The organism is Megamonas sp. Calf98-2, from assembly GCF_900110235.1.
Taxonomy (GTDB): Bacteria; Bacillota; Negativicutes; order Selenomonadales; family Selenomonadaceae; genus Megamonas; species Megamonas funiformis.
The window spans coordinates 33,127-51,601 of sequence record NZ_FOCY01000020.1 but is presented as its reverse complement, the minus strand read 5'-3'; the positions used below and the strand labels follow the sequence as shown (position 1 = coordinate 51,601).

General features: G+C 33.4%; 19 protein-coding genes and 1 tRNA gene. 3 read left to right on the top strand and 17 right to left on the bottom strand.

The annotated features are described in order from the left end of the window. Both BMX03_RS07375 and gyrB read right to left on the bottom strand, forming a co-directional pair. A partial coding sequence (locus BMX03_RS07375) for a helix-turn-helix domain-containing protein (RefSeq protein ID WP_143052078.1) occupies positions 1 to 294 on the bottom strand: 294 nt, incomplete at its 3' end. Between the two features lie 80 nt (positions 295 to 374). Next, positions 375 to 2,372: a DNA topoisomerase (ATP-hydrolyzing) subunit B gene (gene gyrB / locus BMX03_RS07370; RefSeq protein ID WP_008539117.1), complete on the bottom strand. Its 1,998-nt coding sequence runs from the start codon at positions 2,370 to 2,372 to the stop codon at positions 375 to 377. A gap of 359 nt (positions 2,373 to 2,731) precedes the next feature. On the opposite strand from gyrB, the gene BMX03_RS07365 reads away from it, so the two are divergent. Further along, positions 2,732 to 4,078, top strand: a complete 1,347-nt coding sequence (locus BMX03_RS07365; protein ID WP_008539118.1) for an alanine/glycine:cation symporter family protein — start codon at positions 2,732 to 2,734, stop codon at positions 4,076 to 4,078. Between the two features lie 54 nt (positions 4,079 to 4,132). Here the strand turns inward: BMX03_RS07365 and BMX03_RS07360 are convergent, their stop codons facing one another. From BMX03_RS07360 to BMX03_RS07290, 15 genes are all read right to left on the bottom strand, one after another. Beyond that, positions 4,133 to 4,339: an AbiH family protein gene (locus tag BMX03_RS07360; protein WP_177159368.1), complete on the bottom strand. Its 207-nt coding sequence runs from the start codon at positions 4,337 to 4,339 to the stop codon at positions 4,133 to 4,135. Next, a complete protein-coding gene (locus BMX03_RS07355) occupies positions 4,336 to 4,998 on the bottom strand; it encodes an AbiH family protein (protein WP_091694640.1) in 663 nt (220 codons plus the stop codon). Before BMX03_RS07355 ends, BMX03_RS07360 begins: the two co-directional genes overlap by 4 nt. An 83-nt stretch (positions 4,999 to 5,081) precedes the next feature. Continuing rightward, positions 5,082 to 5,157, bottom strand: a tRNA-Gln gene (locus BMX03_RS07350). A 76-nt stretch (positions 5,158 to 5,233) separates the two neighbouring features. Beyond that, positions 5,234 to 6,223: a hydrogenase expression/formation protein HypE gene (hypE, locus tag BMX03_RS07345; protein ID WP_039881468.1), complete on the bottom strand. Its 990-nt coding sequence runs from the start codon at positions 6,221 to 6,223 to the stop codon at positions 5,234 to 5,236. Between the two features lie 62 nt (positions 6,224 to 6,285). Beyond that, positions 6,286 to 7,383, bottom strand: a complete 1,098-nt coding sequence (hypD, locus tag BMX03_RS07340; protein WP_075555031.1) for a hydrogenase formation protein HypD — start codon at positions 7,381 to 7,383, stop codon at positions 6,286 to 6,288. Beyond that, a complete protein-coding gene (locus BMX03_RS07335; protein WP_075555030.1) occupies positions 7,334 to 7,597 on the bottom strand; it encodes a HypC/HybG/HupF family hydrogenase formation chaperone in 264 nt (87 codons plus the stop codon). The genes hypD and BMX03_RS07335 overlap by 50 nt, the downstream gene beginning before the upstream one ends. Before the next feature lie 15 nt (positions 7,598 to 7,612). Next, on the bottom strand, positions 7,613 to 9,922 hold the full coding sequence (gene hypF, locus BMX03_RS07330) for a carbamoyltransferase HypF (RefSeq protein WP_091694637.1): 2,310 nt from the start codon (positions 9,920 to 9,922) through the stop codon (positions 7,613 to 7,615). Beyond that, positions 9,898 to 10,374 (bottom strand): HyaD/HybD family hydrogenase maturation endopeptidase, encoded by a 477-nt coding sequence (locus BMX03_RS07325; RefSeq protein ID WP_008539123.1) that lies wholly within the window; start codon positions 10,372 to 10,374, stop codon positions 9,898 to 9,900. The genes hypF and BMX03_RS07325 overlap by 25 nt, the downstream gene beginning before the upstream one ends. A gap of 2 nt (positions 10,375 to 10,376) precedes the next feature. Beyond that, positions 10,377 to 11,051 carry a hydrogenase nickel incorporation protein HypB gene (hypB, locus tag BMX03_RS07320; protein ID WP_022228428.1) on the bottom strand — a complete coding sequence of 225 codons (675 nt, stop codon included), beginning with the start codon at positions 11,049 to 11,051 and terminating at the stop codon, positions 10,377 to 10,379. Beyond that, entirely contained in the window at positions 11,052 to 11,393 is a 342-nt protein-coding gene (gene hypA, locus BMX03_RS07315) for a hydrogenase maturation nickel metallochaperone HypA (protein ID WP_008539125.1), read from the bottom strand. A 50-nt stretch (positions 11,394 to 11,443) separates the two neighbouring features. Continuing rightward, positions 11,444 to 11,686, bottom strand: a complete 243-nt coding sequence (locus tag BMX03_RS07310) for a cation transporter (RefSeq protein ID WP_015562036.1) — start codon at positions 11,684 to 11,686, stop codon at positions 11,444 to 11,446. 15 nt (positions 11,687 to 11,701) lie between these two features. Continuing rightward, complete coding sequence (gene cybH, locus BMX03_RS07305) at positions 11,702 to 12,433, bottom strand: Ni/Fe-hydrogenase, b-type cytochrome subunit (protein WP_022228427.1); 732 nt, start codon at positions 12,431 to 12,433, stop codon at positions 11,702 to 11,704. After that, positions 12,426 to 14,327 (bottom strand): nickel-dependent hydrogenase large subunit, encoded by a 1,902-nt coding sequence (locus tag BMX03_RS07300; protein ID WP_008539131.1) that lies wholly within the window; start codon positions 14,325 to 14,327, stop codon positions 12,426 to 12,428. The genes cybH and BMX03_RS07300 overlap by 8 nt, the downstream gene beginning before the upstream one ends. A gap of 6 nt (positions 14,328 to 14,333) precedes the next feature. After that, positions 14,334 to 15,440 (bottom strand): hydrogenase small subunit, encoded by a 1,107-nt coding sequence (locus BMX03_RS07295; RefSeq protein WP_008539132.1) that lies wholly within the window; start codon positions 15,438 to 15,440, stop codon positions 14,334 to 14,336. Between the two features lie 316 nt (positions 15,441 to 15,756). Then, entirely contained in the window at positions 15,757 to 16,617 is an 861-nt protein-coding gene (locus tag BMX03_RS07290; protein WP_008539133.1) for a YitT family protein, read from the bottom strand. A gap of 188 nt (positions 16,618 to 16,805) precedes the next feature. Here BMX03_RS07290 and BMX03_RS07285 point away from each other — a divergent pair, with 188 nt between their 5' ends. Both BMX03_RS07285 and pfkB read left to right on the top strand, forming a co-directional pair. After that, a complete protein-coding gene (locus tag BMX03_RS07285; protein WP_015562034.1) occupies positions 16,806 to 17,549 on the top strand; it encodes a DeoR/GlpR family DNA-binding transcription regulator in 744 nt (247 codons plus the stop codon). After that, complete coding sequence (gene pfkB, locus BMX03_RS07280) at positions 17,550 to 18,461, top strand: 1-phosphofructokinase (protein WP_075555028.1); 912 nt, start codon at positions 17,550 to 17,552, stop codon at positions 18,459 to 18,461. Positions 18,462 to 18,475: the final 14 nt, after the last annotated feature.

The window sequence follows — 18,475 nt, the reverse complement described above, 5'->3', positions numbered from 1 at the left end:
CTTTTCCCATGTAGAAATTGTACCAGTATTAGGAATGGAAAATTTGGCTGCTGATTGATTTAATGATAAATGATGTAGCCATTTATATTCAATAACTTTTTGCTTAAAGATAGGAGTATATTTACGATTTTTATGAAGAAGTTGTGGAATACCACCATGTTCATAATGAGATATCCATCTGCAAAGAGGAGCTATATCTGGCATGTTTAGAATTTTAACTACATGAGAAATAGAATTTCCTTTTAAAACCATTTTAATTGCTTTAACTTTAAATTCATTTGAGTATTTAGTCATAAAAAAACTGCACCTCCAAAAGTTGTTTTGTGTCCAACTTTTGGGGTGCAGTTCAATTTAAGTAGTAAGTCTTTTTATTTTTATAAATCGAGATTTCTAACTAGATTTGCATGTTCTTCAATAAAACGACGACGAGGTTCTACTTTATCACCCATTAAGATAGTAAAAATAGAATCTGCTTCTTCTGCTTCACGAAGATGTACTTGCAATACTGTACGTTTTTCAGGGTCCATAGTTGTTTCCCACAACTGTTCTGGATTCATTTCCCCTAAACCTTTATAACGTTGTACAGTGATACCATCTCTACCAATTTCATCTAATTTTTGCGCTAATTCTTCATCGCTATAAGTGTACCAATGGCTACGACCTTTTCTTATCTGATAAAGTGGTGGTTGCGCAATATATACATGACCATTTTCAATTAATGGTCTCATATAACGATAGAAGAAAGTCAATAACAATGTACGAATATGAGCACCATCGACATCGGCATCTGTCATAATGATGATTTTTCCATAACGACGTTTTGTAATATCAAATTCAGAACCAATACCACTACCAAATGCAGTAATCATAGTGCGAATTTCTTCATTGTTAAGGATTTTATCTAAACGTGCTTTTTCTACATTTAAAATTTTCCCACGAAGTGGCAATATAGCTTGGAAACGACGGTCACGACCTTGTTTTGCACTACCACCCGCACTATCACCTTCGACAAGATAAATTTCTGCTTGTTCTGGGTCTTTTACAGAGCAATCAGCTAATTTACCAGGAAGAGAGCTAACTTCTAAGGCATTTTTACGTCTAGTTAATTCACGAGCTTTACGCGCAGCTTCTCTAGCACGAGATGCCATGATGGATTTTTCAATGATTTTTTTAGAAATGACAGGATTTTCTTCAAAGTATTCAGATAAGCCTTCACTAACAATAGAATCTACAATTCCACGAACTTCAGAATTACCTAATTTTGTTTTTGTCTGTCCTTCAAACTGTGGTTCACGAAGTTTAATGCTAATTACACAAGTTAAACCTTCGCGAATATCTTCACCCACTAAGTTATCTTCGTTATTTTTGATAATACCTTGTCTGCGTGCAAAATCATTAGCAGCACGAGTCAACGCACTTTTAAAACCAGCTAAATGAGTACCGCCTTCTTCAGTATTGATATTGTTAACAAAGCTATAAATATTTTCACTATAGCTTGTATTATACTGAAGTGCAATTTCTACAACAGTAGTATCTTTTGTGCCATTGAAATATACAGGCTCTGGATTGATTACTTCTTTATTACGATTTAAATGTTCTACAAAGGAACTAATACCGCCTTCAAAATAGAAAGTTTCTTGACGAACTTCTTCAGGACGTTCATCAGTCAAAATAATAGTAATACCTCTATTTAAGAAGGATAATTCACGTAAACGATGTCTTAAAGTATCATAATCATAAACAGTTTCATCAAAAATTTCTGCATCTGGTACAAAATGAACTAATGTACCTGTTTCATCAGTTTGACCTACTACTTTTAATGGTTCTTTAGTTACACCTTTTTCAAAAGTAATTTCGTGAATTTTGCCATCACGTTTTACTTTTACTTCCATATTTGTGCTAAGTGCATTAACTACAGATACACCTACACCATGTAAACCACCGGATACTTTGTATCCAGAACCACCAAATTTACCACCAGCATGAAGTACAGTAAGAACTACTTCTACTGCTGGTTTTCCACTTTCGTGCATATCTACAGGAATACCACGACCGTTATCTGTTACTGTAATACTATTATCTTTATGAATTGTTACTTCTATATGAGTACAATATCCTGCTAAAGCTTCATCAATACTGTTATCTACAACTTCATATACTAAATGATGTAATCCACGAGCTGATGTACTACCAATATACATACCTGGGCGTTTACGTACTGCTTCTAAGCCTTCCAAAATCTGGATTTGATTTGCACCATAATCGCCTTCTACAGCAGTTACTTCTGCACTTTCTTCATCTAAATGAATCTTTACAGGTTCATCATGTTTAATATCTATTTCATTATTTATATTTTCTTCCAAATTAGCCATGTCGTTCCTCCTATTCTCTTTAATATTGTACCATTTATAAGCCTTCTAAGCAATTAATCTCTTTTTTCGTTCAGATTTTCCTTGATTTTCTTTTGCTTAAAATTCTACTTAAAAGTTCACATATCAATATAGCATTTAAAAAGTAAATAAGCATAGGAAAAATATATACATTAAGTCAAAAATTTTTACTTTCTTGCTATTGTAAGTGGATTTTTATAATTATTTTTGCTATTTTTTCAAATAAAAATGTATTTTTGTGTTTTTTACAGTGACATTTGTCTTTTTTTATGCTATGATAGAAAATATTTTTGTATCACTATACTAAACAAATGTATTTATCTAAGAGGAGGACTTTTTTCATGGACTTTTTTTCTATTATTTCCGCTATTGATAGCTTCCTTTGGGGACCACCTTTAATCATCTTATTGGTTGGTACAGGTATTTATTTGACACTGCGTTTAAAATTATTACAAGTTGCTAAATTGCCTTTAGCTATGAAACTCATCTTGAGTGCTAAAAATAAAGGCGATGGCGATATCAGTAGTTTCAAAGCACTTTGTCTTGCTTTATCTGCTACTGTAGGTACTGGTAATATCGTCGGTGTTGCTACTGCTGTTGAAGTCGGTGGCCCTGGTGCTATTTTCTGGATGTGGGTTGCAGCATTTTTTGGTATGGCTACAAAATATGCCGAAGGTTTACTCGCTATAAAATATCGTTCTAAAGACGAAATTGGTCAAGTTGCTGGTGGACCTATGTACTATATCGAACTCGGTATGGGTAAAAAATATAAACCTTTAGCTGTTATCTTTGCTGTTTTTTGTATTTTAGTTGCATTCTTTGGTATTGGTACATTTGCTCAAGTAAATGCTATTGTTGATAGTGTTTCTTTGACTTTTGGCGTTCCAGTTTACATAACTGATATTATTCTTACTTTATTAGTTGCTGGTATTACTTTAGGTGGTTTAAAAAGTATTGCTCGTGCAGCTTCAGCTATTGTTCCTTTTATGGCTGTTTTATACTTCGTAACTTGCTTAGGTATTATTTTACTTCATATCTCAGATGTTCCTGCTGCTGTTGCACTCATTATTGATAGTGCTTTCAATGGTCATGCTGCTGTTGGTGGTTTTGCTGGTTCAACAATCATGATGGCTATGAAAAATGGTATCGCACGTGGTGTATTCTCCAACGAATCCGGTCTTGGTTCTGCACCAATCGCAGCTGCTGCCGCAAAAACACATTGGCCTGCTGAACAAGGTTTAATCTCTATGACTGGTACTTTCATTGATACTATCATTATCTGTAGTATGACTGGTTTGACTTTAGTTTTAACTGGTGTTTGGTCTGGAGACCTTTCTGGTGCTGCTATGACTAATACAGCATTTAGCATGGATTATGGTTTTATGGGTGGTATTTTCCTTACAGTTTCTTTAGCTTTATTTGCTTTCACTACAATCTTAGGCTGGAATTATTACGGTGAACGTGCTTGCCAATATTTATTCGGCATTAAAGGTATCCTACCTTATCGCATCATCTTCATCTGCTTAGTTGCTTCTGGTGCCTTCTTAAAACTCGAAGCAATTTGGATTTTAGCCGATATCGTAAATGGCTTGATGGCTATTCCAAACTTAATTGCTATCATCGCTCTTTCCGGTGTGATTTCTCTTGAAACTAAAAAATACTTTGAACATCTAAAAGAAAATAAATAATGAAATTTTTTATCTTATATAAAAAGCTAGTGTAAAATATTTTACACTAGCTTTTTAACAATGAAAACTATCATATTGTCCGTTAAATCCACACGATTTAACTAAATTTTTATATTTTTTATTTTCATCAATATTATAATCATAAAAAAACCATTTACTATTTTTATTATTAGATATATTATTAATAATTTCTTTTATATATGGTAAATCTACTTTTCCATATGAAAAGCCATAAGAATACACTTGTTCTACATCTTTCAATTGCTCAAAAAATTTTCTATTTTTTTTAATAAGCTATATACATCTTTTTTTAATATATTATGAATAAAATCTATATTATTTTGCATTTCTATTAATTCACTAAAAGTAGCATAATTATCTGTATAATCTTTAATATTACATTCTTTTGTATGAATATATTTTTCACCATGACCTAGTATCAATTTCCCTTTTAGATTACCATGTATATGACAAACTCTTCTTATATTATATTTTTTCTCTAATGTATCTGTATAATTAAAAGACAAAAAATAACATTCATTATTCTTTATTAAATCAAAAAATCTTTTTCGCTTTATAGCTTTAGAAGTATCTATTGTTTTTATCCATTTTTTAACAAAATAATTCATAGATTCCATTATTTTTCTACACTCATATAATGTTACTACCATATTATTAACGGCACTATAACTATCAAAACCATCTTCTATTTCTCTATAATAATACGATATTTCATCTGAAAAATCTAAATATCCTAAATCTTCTTCAAAATTACTCCATAAAAAATCAGACATTTTGTTTTTCAATAAATCATATAAAACACTATCAGTTTCATATAAATATTCTTTAAAATCATTATAGCAAGTATGTAAACCATGTGATAAATCAAATCCATTACCTATTATAAATAAAACTTTCATACTTTATCATACATACCTTTCTATATATATCTATATATAAAATACAAAAAAACGTCGCTATAATAGCGACGTAAACTTTCAAATGGCAGGGGTAGCTGGACTCGAACCAACGCATGCGGGATTCAGAAACCCGTGCCTTACCAACTTGGCGATACCCCTATATCTTATTGACTTATAATATTATAAAAGCCAATAAGCCTTTTGTCAACCATAAATAATATTTTTATGATAAAAATTAACAAATACGTGGAATTTGTTCACCTTGTGGCATATCTACAATACGTATACCACCTATAGCTGTGCGAAGTCCAACCTCGCCAATAGCTTTATCAATGACTTTGCCAATCACTCTAGCATTTTTACCATATTCAAATTTATGCATTGTAGCTAATACATTTTCTGTATCTTCTTGGTCTACAAAAGCTACTAATTTACCTTCATTTGCCAAATAAAGTGGATCAAATCCTAAAATATCGCAAAAACCTTGTACTTCTTCACGCACTGGAATACTATCTTCTTCTAATAAAATTCCCACTTGAGCTTGCTGTGCTATTTCATTTAAAACAGCTGCTACACCACCACGAGTTGGATCACGAAGTACAGCGATATTTGGCGCTACTGTGAGCATTTCTTTCACCATATGATTAAGCGGTGCACAATCTGTTTTTATCACGCTTGGCAATTCTAAATTATGACGAGATGCCATAATTGTTGCTGAATGGTCTCCTAAATAACCACTGACAATTATATTTTGACCTGCTTTCGCTTTCAATGGAGATATTTCCACACCTTCTATGCGTTCTCCCACACCAGCAGTATTGATAAAAATACCATCAGCACAGCCTTTATTCACTACTTTAGTATCACCTGTAACGATATAAACGCCAGCTTCATCGGCAGCTTTACGCATAGTATTTACTATTTCCTGTAAATCTTTTAACGGAAAACCTTCCTCAATTATCATGCCCACAGAAATATATTTAGCAATTGCTCCTGTCATAGCCAAATCATTTACCGTACCACAAACAGCCAATTTCCCAATATTACCGCCAGCAAAAAACAAAGGTTTTACTACATATGAGTCTGTAGTAAATGCTATTTTATTTGTACTTAAATCTAATTTAGCACCATCGTGCATTTCCCTTAATATAGGATTATCAAATGCTGGCAATAAAATTTTTTCCATAAGCTCATGACCTGCTTGACCACCACTGCCATGTGCCATAGTAATTACGTCATTTGCACCAAAATTACCTACCAATATTATCACCACCAAAATTTTTAAACTTATTCAAAATGAAATACTCTCGAACCATATTTATACCAAGCAGCACAAGTTCCTTCAACAGAAACCATACATGAACCTACTGCATGATTTGGTGTACATACCTTGCCAAAAAGAGGACAATCTGTAGGTTTTACTAAACCACGAAGTACTTCACCACAACGACAACCAGCAGGTTCTTTGGATATTTCCTTATTCACTGGTATCATCTTCAAAGCATCAAATTCACTGAAAGCATCTGTTAAGTCCAATCCTGAATTTTCGATTACACCCAAGCCACGCCAATTAGCAGATGCTTTTTTATATACTAAATCCATGATTTTTTGCGCTTGCATATTACCTAATGTTTTTACCACACGCTTATATTGATTTTCGATTTTAAAATCTTTTGCATGAATTTGTTTTGCAATCATATAAATAGCCTGCAAAATATCAAGTGGCTCAAAACCTGCTACAACTGCTGGCAAATGATATTTTTCTGCAATAAATGTAAAAGGCTCTTCACCTGTGATTACACAAACATGACCAGGAAGTAAAAAGCCATCTATTTTTATTTTTTCATCACAAAGCAATGCTTCAATTGCTGGCGGAGTCAATTTATGTGCTGTTAATACAAAAAAGTTTTTTATATTTTGCTGTTTTGCTGCAAGTATTGTAGCTGCTGCTGTAGGAGAAGTTGTTTCAAAACCAACAGCAAGAAAAATAACTTTTTTATCAGGATTATCTTTTGCTATTTGCAAACTATCCATAGGAGAGTAAATAATTCTTATATCTCTACCTTCTGCTTTTACCTGATTTAAACTAGATGATGTACCTGGTACCTTTAACATATCGCCAAAAGTAGTGATAATAACATCTTCTTGACGAGCATATGCAATCGCTGTATCTAAATAATCATTTGGTGTAACGCATACAGGGCAACCTGGGCCACTTACTAGCTCTACTTTTTCTGGCAATAATTGGCGAATTCCTGCACGGAAAATAGATACTGTATGTGTACCACATACTTCCATAATACGCACGGGTCTATCTATTAATCTATCTATTTCTTTAAGCAAGAATGCTGCTATCTGTTTCGTTTCGTCCACTTGCTGGCTCATTAGTTCCAAGCACCTCTTTCAATAATTCAGTAGTGATTTTCGCTTCTTCTTCATCAATTACTTGAATGGCAAAACCAGCATGCATCAAAATATAATCCCCTTCATTAGCCTCTGGTAATAACATCAAGCTAATATCACGGCGAATACCTTCTACTTCTACAGTCGCCACCATGTCTTTTTTTTCAATAACTTTTGCAGGTACCGCTAAACACATAAAAACCCTTCCTATCTATTTCACTATTTCAATATCATTTTCTTGTAAATAACGAGTCAAAGCCACTGCCATTTGACCTAAAGCTATACCGCCATCATTAGACGGTACTTTTTCATTAATGTAAATATCATATCTATCTTGTAATTCTTTGTAGATTAAATCCAACAAAGTGATATTTTGACATACACCACCACTTAATACTACTTTATTTAAATTACTTTCCTTACCCAATAAATCTATCATTTCACAAATAGCTTTTGCCATAGTCAAATGGAAAGATTTCGCTATATATGCTACAGAATATTTCTGTTTTAAATCATATAAAAGCTGATACATAGGCATAAAATCTATGATATATTGACCTAATTCTTTATTTATCATAAATGGCAAAACTTCGCCATCGCTATCGTAAGCTATTTTTTCCAATTCAATAGCTGCTTGTCCTTCATAATTTATCTGATAACAAATACCTAGCAAACTAGCTACAGTATCAAAAATTCTGCCAGCACTAGAAGTAAATGGAGCATTAAATCCTTTTTGTGTAGCTTTTATCAATAATTGCCAATTCACCTTTAATAATTCAGGATATTTGTCCTTGATATCTTCACCATACAGATTATACGCTATCCATAAACCCAATCGCCATGGTTCTTTTACCGCTTTGGCTCCAGATGGCAATGGCATATATTGAAAATGTCCTCTGCGTTCATATCCAGATAAATTGGCTATAAAAAATTCTCCGCCCCAAATATGACCATCATCGCCAAAACCTGTACCATCTAGACTAACACCGATTACATCACCTTTTAAATCATGTTCTGCCATAACTGAGGCAATATGTGCATGATGATGTTGTACCTGTATTAATGGTAAATCATTATCTTGAGCATAGCTTTTAGCAAATTTTGTCGAAAAATACTCAGGGTGCATATCACAAGCAATAAGCTTTGGTTTAATAGTAAATAGACGCTTAAATAAATCAATACTATTTTTATAAGCGTTATTGACTGCCATATTTTCTAAATCACCTATATGCTGACTCAAAAAAGCCTTTTGCCCTTTCGTCATACAAAAAGTATTTTTTAATTCTGGGCCACAGGCTAACACAGGAATATCACTTATCAAATCGCCTTTTAATAATACTGGAGAAGGAGCATATCCTCTACTTCTGCGTATTAACATCTGTTTATCATTAAACACTCGCACTACAGAATCATCTACACGCGTTTGAATAATTCTATTATGTGAAAGTATATAATCCGCTATTGTTGATAAGTGCGATTTAGCTTCTTCATCTTGATAAACAATCGGCTCATCACTTAAATTAGCACTTGTCATTACAAATACATCATCATCATTTAATAATAAATAATGAATTGGTGCATATGCTATCATCACACCTAAATAAGCATTATGAGGTGCTACCTTTGATGCTAAGTTATAAGCTTTTGCTTTATGCAATAAAACAATCGGTGCTTGCATAGAAGTCAATAATTCTTCTTCTTTATCGTTCACTTCACAGATTTTTTTTACTATATCAAGATTAGTAGCCATCACTGCAAAAGGTTTATCCTCGCGAATTTTTCGCTGTCGCAAATTAGCTACAGCTTCTTCATTAAAAGCATCACAGACTAAATGATATCCGCCTATCCCCTTTACAGCGACAATAGCACCTTTTTTGATTAATTCATGTGCTTTTTTTATACTTTCATTAGCTATATATACTTTATCAGCTACTAATTTATACTGTGGTCCGCAAATATCACAAGCATTTGGTTGAGCATGAAATCGTCTATCTAATGGATTAGTATATTCATCTTCGCACTTTTTACACATAGGGAATACTTTCATCGTAGTATTTTGGCGGTCATAAGGAATGTCTTGCACTATGGAAAAACGTGGCCCACAATTTGTGCAATTCGTAAAAGCATATTGATATCTTCTATTGTTTTTATCTTTTATTTCTCGTTTACAATCTTCGCAAATAGCTAAATCTGGAGAAATCAAAGTTTCTTTCGTCAAACCTTGTGGGCTTTTTTGAATTATAAACTCTTTATCATCACAAATTACATCAATCTCATGATAGCTGATATTTGTTATATATGATGCTTTAGGCGCTTTTGTCTTTATACATTGACAAAAATTTTCTATATCTATATCTTGTCCCTGAATTTCCAGCAAAACGCCTTCTACATCATTTAATACATAACCGCTATAACAAGACTTTATAGCTAAACCATATATAAACGGTCTAAAACCTACACCTTGTACAATACCTTCTACACGTATCTGATATCTTTTTATTTCTGATACTCTGCTACCCATTTATCAACTAGCTCCTTAGCCTTTTGAGCTACTTCTGGTACTTTTTCAGCTATTTTTTCTGTCATATCCAATCCCATAGAAACAACCTCTGGTTTTACACCCATTACAACGACTTCTTCAATAGGATTATCTGTCAATTTCAAAACAGCTAACATATCATTAACGCCTAAATCATGTACAGATATTTTATCTTTAAAATATGCATTTAATTCATCACCTGTAAAACTATGAAAACTACCTACAGGCGCATCAATGTTCATCGCATCAATCAATAATAATTTCTTAGTACCTGCAATATATGGCATTAAATCCATACCTAGAGTACCACCATCAATAATTTGTACAAAATCAGGATAGTCAGTGATTTTCTGCAAATATTCTGCACATCTAACACCAAAACCTTCATCTTGCATGATGATATTGCCAATACCTACAACTGAAATATCTGCCATAATTATTCTCCTAATTTTAACTGTTCTTGTTTTTTCTTAAATTCACTGCGGATAAAATCACACCATTTATCTACACCTACATCTTTAGAAGCAGCAGTTTCCATGATTTCAAGCTGTGGATGAATGCATTTTAAATCATGTTTAGCAGCTTCCATATCAAAATTAGTAAATGGCAAAATATCAACTTTGTTTAAAATAGCAACTTTAGACTCTTTGAAAATAATTGGATATTTTAATGGTTTATCATCGCCTTCAGTAATACTTAAAACGGTAACCTTCATATCTTCACCAACGACAAATTCTGCTGGACAAACTAGATTACCCACATTTTCAATGATTACAACATCCAATTTATCAAGGTCTAAATCGCCAAGTACTTCTTCTACCATTGGCGCATCTAAATGACAACCGCCATTTGTATTAATCTGGATTACTGGCACATTATGCTGTGCTATTCTATCAGCATCTTTATCGGTAAATAAATCACCTTCAATTACAGCTAAGCGTAAATCATTTTTTAAGTGAGCGATAGTTCGTTCTAATAAAGTTGTTTTACCTGAACCAGGAGAACCCAATAAATTAATAGCTAAAATACCATGTTTATCAAATAAAGATTTATTCTTGCCAGCAATTTCATCATTTCTGCCAAGAATATCTTGCATTACAGGAATATCCATTCAATCCGCCTCCAATGATTCTACTCGAAGCTCTCGTCCCGATATAGTTTCCATGCGCAAAGAACCACAATGAGGACAAGTAAAGTTATATCTTTCTATTTTAGTTTCCTTACCACATTCTAAACATCTTGCTACAAGTGGTATTCTCTTTAAAATCAATTTTGCTCCTTCAGCTTTCGTGTCTTTAGCTATAGAAGTAAAACAAAACTCTAAAGACTCATCTACAACACCTGTCATTTCGCCAACTAAAACAGAAATTTCTGTTACTTTTTTTGCTTCATTTTTATCTGCATAAGAAAGCACAATATCTAAAATGCCTTCTGCTAATGCCATTTCATGCATAATCTAAAATAATAAAACAGTCGGGTAAAAACCCGACTGTTTTTATCTCCTTATAACAGAGCAGTCAACCCACGCTGAGCAAATTCAGCCGTCAACTGTGTTAGCGGTGTTTTAGCAGGATTATAATTAATCGTTGTTTCACCGTTATGCGCATGAATATGAACGTTATATACTCCAGGTAATCCTAATAAACTTTCTTTAAGTTCTTTAGCATTTTCCTTTGTATATCCTTCAACTTTAAATCTTAATTTATTACCTTTTCCACCAAAAAGGCAACCACAAGTAAGACACATGAAAGTTACATCTCCTTAATCTTCTGCAACATGTCCTTTTTTATCTTTGAGGTCATCAATATCAGATGGAATATGTGCTAAAGTTTTTGTACCAGAGAACATACTAGCAGCTTCACCTTCACGTTCCATTAAATCTGCTCTGAATACCATATATACATGACCCATAGCAAAGAACATAATGAACCAAGCAAAATAATGATGAACCCAATGGAAAATCATTTCACCATACATACCGATTGACCAACCAAAAATAGAAGCTGGTACACCTGTGGAGTTAGGCATATAGTACATAGCAAAACCTGTTACGATTTCTACTAAAACCATAATATATAATGCTAAATATGAGCCACGAGCCAAAGGATTACGTAAATATGGTTTATGAGAATATTTTAATAGGCTGTAGTGAAGTGCTACTTCTACAGTTTCTTCCATGTATTTAGTAGTCCAGAATTTAGGTAACAAACGGTCACCACGATTGATAATCCAGCCATAAATACGCAAAGTAAATGAAGCTGTAAAAATAAAGCCTAATAAGAAGTGAATATTACGGATTAAATCTACAGACAAACGCCAATCTGCAAAAGTTGGTTCATGACCTGGACCACCAGAAATAGGGTCCATAATCAACAATCCTGTAATAAATAATCCAGCAATACACCAAACCATAATCCAATGAAATATTCTTAAAAATGGACTAAAAATATAATATTTCTTTAATTGTCCCTTTGGATGAACTAACTTAGCCATTTAAACCACCCCTAATATAAGGGTCAGTATTAACTGTACTTATTGTTCTTCCCTTCGCATCATATAAGTGAGTAGCACAAGCTATACATGGGTCAAAAGAACGTATAGCTTTGACAATTTCTAATGGTTTTTCTGGAATTTTAACAGCAGTATCCATCATAGCGCGTTCAAAAGCACCTTGACCTGCCACTTCATCACGAGGGCAAGCATTCCATGTAGTTGGTACTACTGCTTGATAGTTGCTACATTTTTTATCTTTAATTGCAACCCAATGGCTAAGTGCACCACGAGGAGCTTCATAAAGACCTACACCTTTTACTTCTTCAGTTGGCCATGTAGATGGATCCCATTTAGTAGTATTAGCTGTATCTGTATCACCATTAGCAATATTTTTAATGAGTTTTCCGAAGAAATATTTATTCATGCAAGCATTAAGCTGTGCATCTAAACCACGAGTAATTGTACGTCCAAGTGTAGATGGTAACCATACTTCTGGTGCTACATTTAATAATTTAGAAATAGCATCTACTTGATCTACCATCATCTTTTCTGCCCAATTTGGTTGGAGAAGATTTTGTTTAACTTTTGTATAAATAATAATATAACGAGCAAGAGGTCCAACTTCTGCCATTTTGCCACGCCATAATGGTGTTTTAATCCAGGAATATTTGCCTTTTTCATTAAGCTGTTCCCAATGGCTCTTATTACCGTTTTTATCACCAGTGTATTCAGCTTCAGATTTACCATCCCATGGATGAAGAGCATCGCCATCTTTATACCATGCATGAGTTGTAGTTTCTGTTAATACTTCTGGATCTTTTAAGTCATCAGCTGTAACTTCAGTAACTTTTGCGTTCATAACGCCAGCACCAAAGTTTTCAACTACAGCATTGCAGTGAATCATGATTTGATTGAACCAATCTCCACCATTAGCTGTACCTGCAAATGGTTCTTCTGGGAAGGAGCCAAATCCTAATACACGTTCTTTAGCAAGACCAGCACCGCCAGTGATTAAACCTTTCTGAGCATAAATATGACCAATAGCTAATAAGTCAGGTAAATAGAAATTATTTACTAAATCCATGCTTAAATTGATGGAAGTATCTACAGCAGCTAAACGCTGGCTATTAACAGGAGCATTCATTTCGTCCATGGAAATAGCGCATGGCATACCACCAACAACATAATGAGGATGTGGGTTTTTACCGCCAAAAATAACATGAGGAATAACTACTTCACGTTGTTTATCGAGCATATTTAAATAATGAGCGATAGCCATTAAATGTACTTCTGGAGGAAGAATTTGATAATCTGGATGATCCCACCAGTTTGCAGCAAAAATACCAAGCTGTCCACCGCTAACTAAAGCTTGAACTTTATCTTTAATTGCTTGGAAATATGCTGGTGTTGCTTTTGGGAAATCTTTTGGATATGCAGAAAAATCATATTCCATTGGACCATTAAATGGTAATTTATAATTTGCAAGCACTGCATTTTGTAAATTAGCAGTTGCTGTTGGGTCTGCTTTTAATGCTTCAAGTGGGCTAACCCAATCCAATGCATGTAAATGATAAAAATGTACTAAATGGTCATGAACAGTAAGTGTTGCTGCCATTATATTACGGATATAGTTTGCATTTTTAGGAATTTTAATGCCGAGTGCATCTTCTACTGCACGAACACAGCCCAAAGAATGAGAACTAGTACATACGCCACAAATACGTTGAATATATGCCCATAAATCGCGAGGGTCACGATTTTTAGCAATTACTTCAAGACCTCTCCAAGCTGTTCCGCTAGAAATAGCATCTGTTACTTTATTGCCTTCCACTTCAATTTCTACACGTAAATGTCCTTCAATACGTGTTATTGGGTCTACTACTATATGTGCCATTATTTATCAACCGTCCTTTCTTTCAGAGCTTTTTTTAGCTTCAGCTGCATCTCTTTTCTTTTTCTGAATAGCAGATGTAGCTGCATGTCCTGCGATACCGACAGCCATAGCACCAAGTGCAATACCACCAACTGTATCAATATTACCAAGACCTAGGCTACTAATACCTGGAACATCTGGTATACGTTCATATAATGGATCTTCATCCCAGAAGTTTTTGTTTGTACAACCGATACAACTTGCCCCAGATTGTACAGGATAAGATAAACCATTCCACCAACGAAGGTTACCACAAGAGCTATAAGTTTCAGGTCCACGGCAACCTAATTTATATAAGCACCAACCTGCTTTAGCACCTTTATCATTGAAATCTTCAGCGAAAAGACCAGCATCAAAGAATGGACGACGATAGCAAGTATCATGCAAACGATTGCCAAAGAACTGTTTTGGACGTCCTTCATTATCTACAGGTGGTAATTTACCAAACATAGCATAATGAGCGATAACACCAGTCATTACTTCTGGAATTGGTGGACAACCTGGTACATTGATAATAGGTTTATCACCAATAATATTAGGTACGCCAGTAGATTGTGTAGGATTTGGTCTAGCAGCTTGAATACCACCCCATGCAGAGCAAGAACCATAGTTAATAATTGCAGCACAATGAGCTGCTGCTTCTTTTAACTGATTAATGAAAGCATGACCACCTACCATACAATAGCCAGAATCTGCAAGAGCAGGTACTGCTCCTTCTACAGCCAAAATATATTGACCATCATATGCTTTAATAATTTCTTGAAGATGTTCTTCAAATGGTTGTCCGCTGGCAGCTGCTAAAGTATCGTCATACTCTAAAGCAATCATATTTAACACTACGTCAGATGCCATTGGTGCTCCAGAACGAATGAAGGCTTCACTACAGCCTGTACATTCATGACCATGAAGCCATACCACAACTGGTAATCTTTTTTCTGCTGCTTCTACAACTTCAGATAACATACTTGGAGCTATGCCAAGCATAGCAGCCATTGCTGTACAAGCTTTGATGAAGGAACGACGACTCATTCCTTTTTTTTGGTACATGTCCCAAATAGAATTATACTTTTCCACAGTACCCCTCCTAAATAAATTAAATACTAGACCCACTCATTTTTCCTGACTAAGGTATGAATGAAAAATATCATATTAGACCCAATATTTATATAAAATAATAAGAATATTATTTATTCCCTAATTAAATTTTTATAATATATGTAAATGCAAAAAACACATAATTTGTAGCTATATTTTTATATATTATTTTTATTATTTTATTAAATTATATAAAGTTTTCTTATACCTTGTATTATAGTTCTCTAGTTATTATATCGTCAAGCATTTTAAAAAGTTACAAATTATTTATGTAATTATACATTTAATATATTATTTAATGATTTTTCTTTACTCTCAATCTTCCACCTACAATATCACTAACAGGATTAATAGTTACAAATGCACCTTCATCTATATCTAAAACCATATTTTTTAATTTATCTATCTCTAATCTAGTTACTACACAATATAAAATTTTTCGTTTTTCTTTCGTATAACCACCTTCTCCATGAAGCACAGTTACACCTTTATCCATTTCCAACATCAAACGATTTAAAATATCCGTATGTTGTGAAGTAACTATCATTACAGAATAAGTTTCCTCTAAACCTTTTAAAACCACATCAATCATTTTAGCGATAACAAAATAAGCTACTAATGAATACATAGCTTTATCCCAGCCAAAAACTAAACTTGCACTACTTAAAATAAATAGATTTATAAACATGACAATTTCGCCAACAGAAAAAACTGTTTTCTTATCTGTCAAAATCGCCACAATTTCCGTTCCATCTAAAGAGCCACCATTGCGAATTATAAGACCTACACCTGTTCCCGTGATAATACCGCCAAAAACTGCTGCCAAAAAATAATCATTAGTTACCGGCAATACAGGTAAAAATACACTAGACCAAAATGACAATGATATTACAGCAAAAGTAGTCGCTATAGCAAAAGCTTTACCTATATGTTTATATCCTAAATATAAAAAAGGTAAGTTTATCAAAATTAAAAATGCACCGAAAGGAAGTCCTGTTATAGCACTAAGCATAATAGAAACACCTACTACGCCACCATCAATTATATTATTAGGAATTAAAAATATTTCTAACCCTATTGCTGTGATTATCGAACCAATAAAAATATAAATATATTTCTTCACGTACTGGCTCAATTTACTTTTTTTAGTATTCAATATGTAACCTCCTTTTTTATTTTAATCATATCATATTTATATATATATTCTCTATGAAAAAATACTTATGATAGAGATAATTATAATTTAATTGACTGACTTTGGTTTATTTTGGCAAATTTCAATCATTATATGATTGACTTTGATTGAGTTTGAGTGATATAATAATCTTGAAATGAGGTGAGCTTATGTTAACACAAGATCGTCATTGTGCTATTTTAAATTTACTAAAAACTAAATCTAGCGTTACTTTATTAGAATTAACTACTTTATTAAATACATCTGAATCTACTATTCGTCGTGATTTGACAGCACTTGATAAAGCTGGAAAACTCCGTAAAGTCTATGGCGGAGCAACTAGCATTGATTTTTATACTGCTGATGAAAAAGACATTCACACTAAACATGATTTACAAATTACAGAAAAGAACTTAATCGCCAAAAAAGCTGCTAGTTTAGTAAAACCTCATGATTTAATTTATATTGATGCTGGTACTACTACAGAATTAATCATTGACCATTTAACTGAAAAAAAAGCCACCTATATAACAAACGGCATTATTCATGCTCAAAAATTAACTGATAAAGGTTTTAAAGCTTTCATCATTGGTGGTCAATTAAAAAAATCTACTGGAGCTATTATCGGCACAACATCTATCGAAAATCTTCAACCTTATAATTTTACTAAAGGCTTCTTTGGCACAAATGGTATTAGCCTTCAGGCAGGGTTTTCTACTCCTGATAGTGTTGAAGCTTGTGTGAAGAAAACTGCTTTAAAACACTGTCAAGAAGCTTATGTCTTGGCTGACTCCACTAAATTTGACCAAATAACACCTATAACTTTTGCTAACTTAGAAGATGCCATCATCATCACTGACATCTTAAAAGATAAAAAATATCTTGATTATACAAATATCATGGAGGTGTTGTAAATGATTTATACTGTAACATTTAATCCTGCTATCGATTACATTGTTCGCATGCCAGAATTTATTGCTGGAGCTACTAACCGTGTAAATTATGAACAAGTTTTAGGTGGCGGAAAAGGTATTAACGTTTCTATCGTATTGAAAAATCTTGGTATTGATAGTACAGCTTTAGGCTTTATTTCCGGTTTCACTGGAAAAGAAATCATTCGCCAGCTTCATAGCTTTGGTTGTAAAAGTGATTTCATTGAATTACCAAATGGCTTTTCTCGTATAAATGTAAAAATTAAAACAAATGACGAAGAAACTGAAGTCAATGGTCAAGGCCCTGATATTCCAGCAAATGCTATTGAAGAATTATTTGCTAAATTAGATAAATTAACTGCTGGTGATACTTTAGTTTTAGCTGGTAGTATTCCTAAAACTTTGCCAGATGATATCTATGAAAAAATCATGGCTCATTTAGAAAATCGCAACATCAATATCGTTGTTGATGCTACTAAAAATCTCTTACTTAATGTTTTAAAATATCATCCCTTCTTAATCAAACCTAATAACCATGAATTAGCTGAAATGTTTAATGTTACTCTAACTTGCAATGATGACATTATCACTTATGCTAAAAAACTTCAGGATATGGGAGCGAAAAATGTATTAGTTTCTATGGGTAAAGATGGTGCTATCTTAGTCGCTGAAGACGGTTCCATAACATATAGCCCTGTTCCTAAAGGAAAATTGGTAAACTCCATCGGTGCTGGTGATTCCATGGTTGCTGGTTTCTTAACAGGCTATATCGAAACAAATAGCTATGAAAAAGCTTTCTATATGGGAGTTGCTACTGGTTCTGCTTCTGCTTTCTCTGAAAATTTAGCAACTCGCAGTGAAGTTGAAGCTTTATTAAAAACTTTAAATAACTAACTTCATAAAAGTTA

Coding starts and splice junctions, on each gene's coding strand:
- gyrB (WP_008539117.1), bottom strand. CDS start 2,372: ATGGCTAATTTGGAAGAAAATATAAATAATGAAATAGATATTAAACAT.
- BMX03_RS07365 (WP_008539118.1), top strand. CDS start 2,732: ATGGACTTTTTTTCTATTATTTCCGCTATTGATAGCTTCCTTTGGGGA.
- BMX03_RS07355 (WP_091694640.1), bottom strand. CDS start 4,998: ATGAAAGTTTTATTTATAATAGGTAATGGATTTGATTTATCACATGGT.
- hypE (WP_039881468.1), bottom strand. CDS start 6,223: ATGGCACATGGCAGTGGTGGTCAAGCAGGTCATGAGCTTATGGAAAAA.
- hypD (WP_075555031.1), bottom strand. CDS start 7,383: ATGAGCCAGCAAGTGGACGAAACGAAACAGATAGCAGCATTCTTGCTT.
- BMX03_RS07335 (WP_075555030.1), bottom strand. CDS start 7,597: ATGTGTTTAGCGGTACCTGCAAAAGTTATTGAAAAAAAAGACATGGTG.
- hypF (WP_091694637.1), bottom strand. CDS start 9,922: ATGGGTAGCAGAGTATCAGAAATAAAAAGATATCAGATACGTGTAGAA.
- BMX03_RS07325 (WP_008539123.1), bottom strand. CDS start 10,374: ATGGCAGATATTTCAGTTGTAGGTATTGGCAATATCATCATGCAAGAT.
- hypB (WP_022228428.1), bottom strand. CDS start 11,051: ATGGATATTCCTGTAATGCAAGATATTCTTGGCAGAAATGATGAAATT.
- hypA (WP_008539125.1), bottom strand. CDS start 11,393: ATGCATGAAATGGCATTAGCAGAAGGCATTTTAGATATTGTGCTTTCT.
- BMX03_RS07310 (WP_015562036.1), bottom strand. CDS start 11,686: ATGTGTCTTACTTGTGGTTGCCTTTTTGGTGGAAAAGGTAATAAATTA.
- cybH (WP_022228427.1), bottom strand. CDS start 12,433: ATGGCTAAGTTAGTTCATCCAAAGGGACAATTAAAGAAATATTATATT.
- BMX03_RS07300 (WP_008539131.1), bottom strand. CDS start 14,327: ATGGCACATATAGTAGTAGACCCAATAACACGTATTGAAGGACATTTA.
- BMX03_RS07285 (WP_015562034.1), top strand. CDS start 16,806: ATGTTAACACAAGATCGTCATTGTGCTATTTTAAATTTACTAAAAACT.
- pfkB (WP_075555028.1), top strand. CDS start 17,550: ATGATTTATACTGTAACATTTAATCCTGCTATCGATTACATTGTTCGC.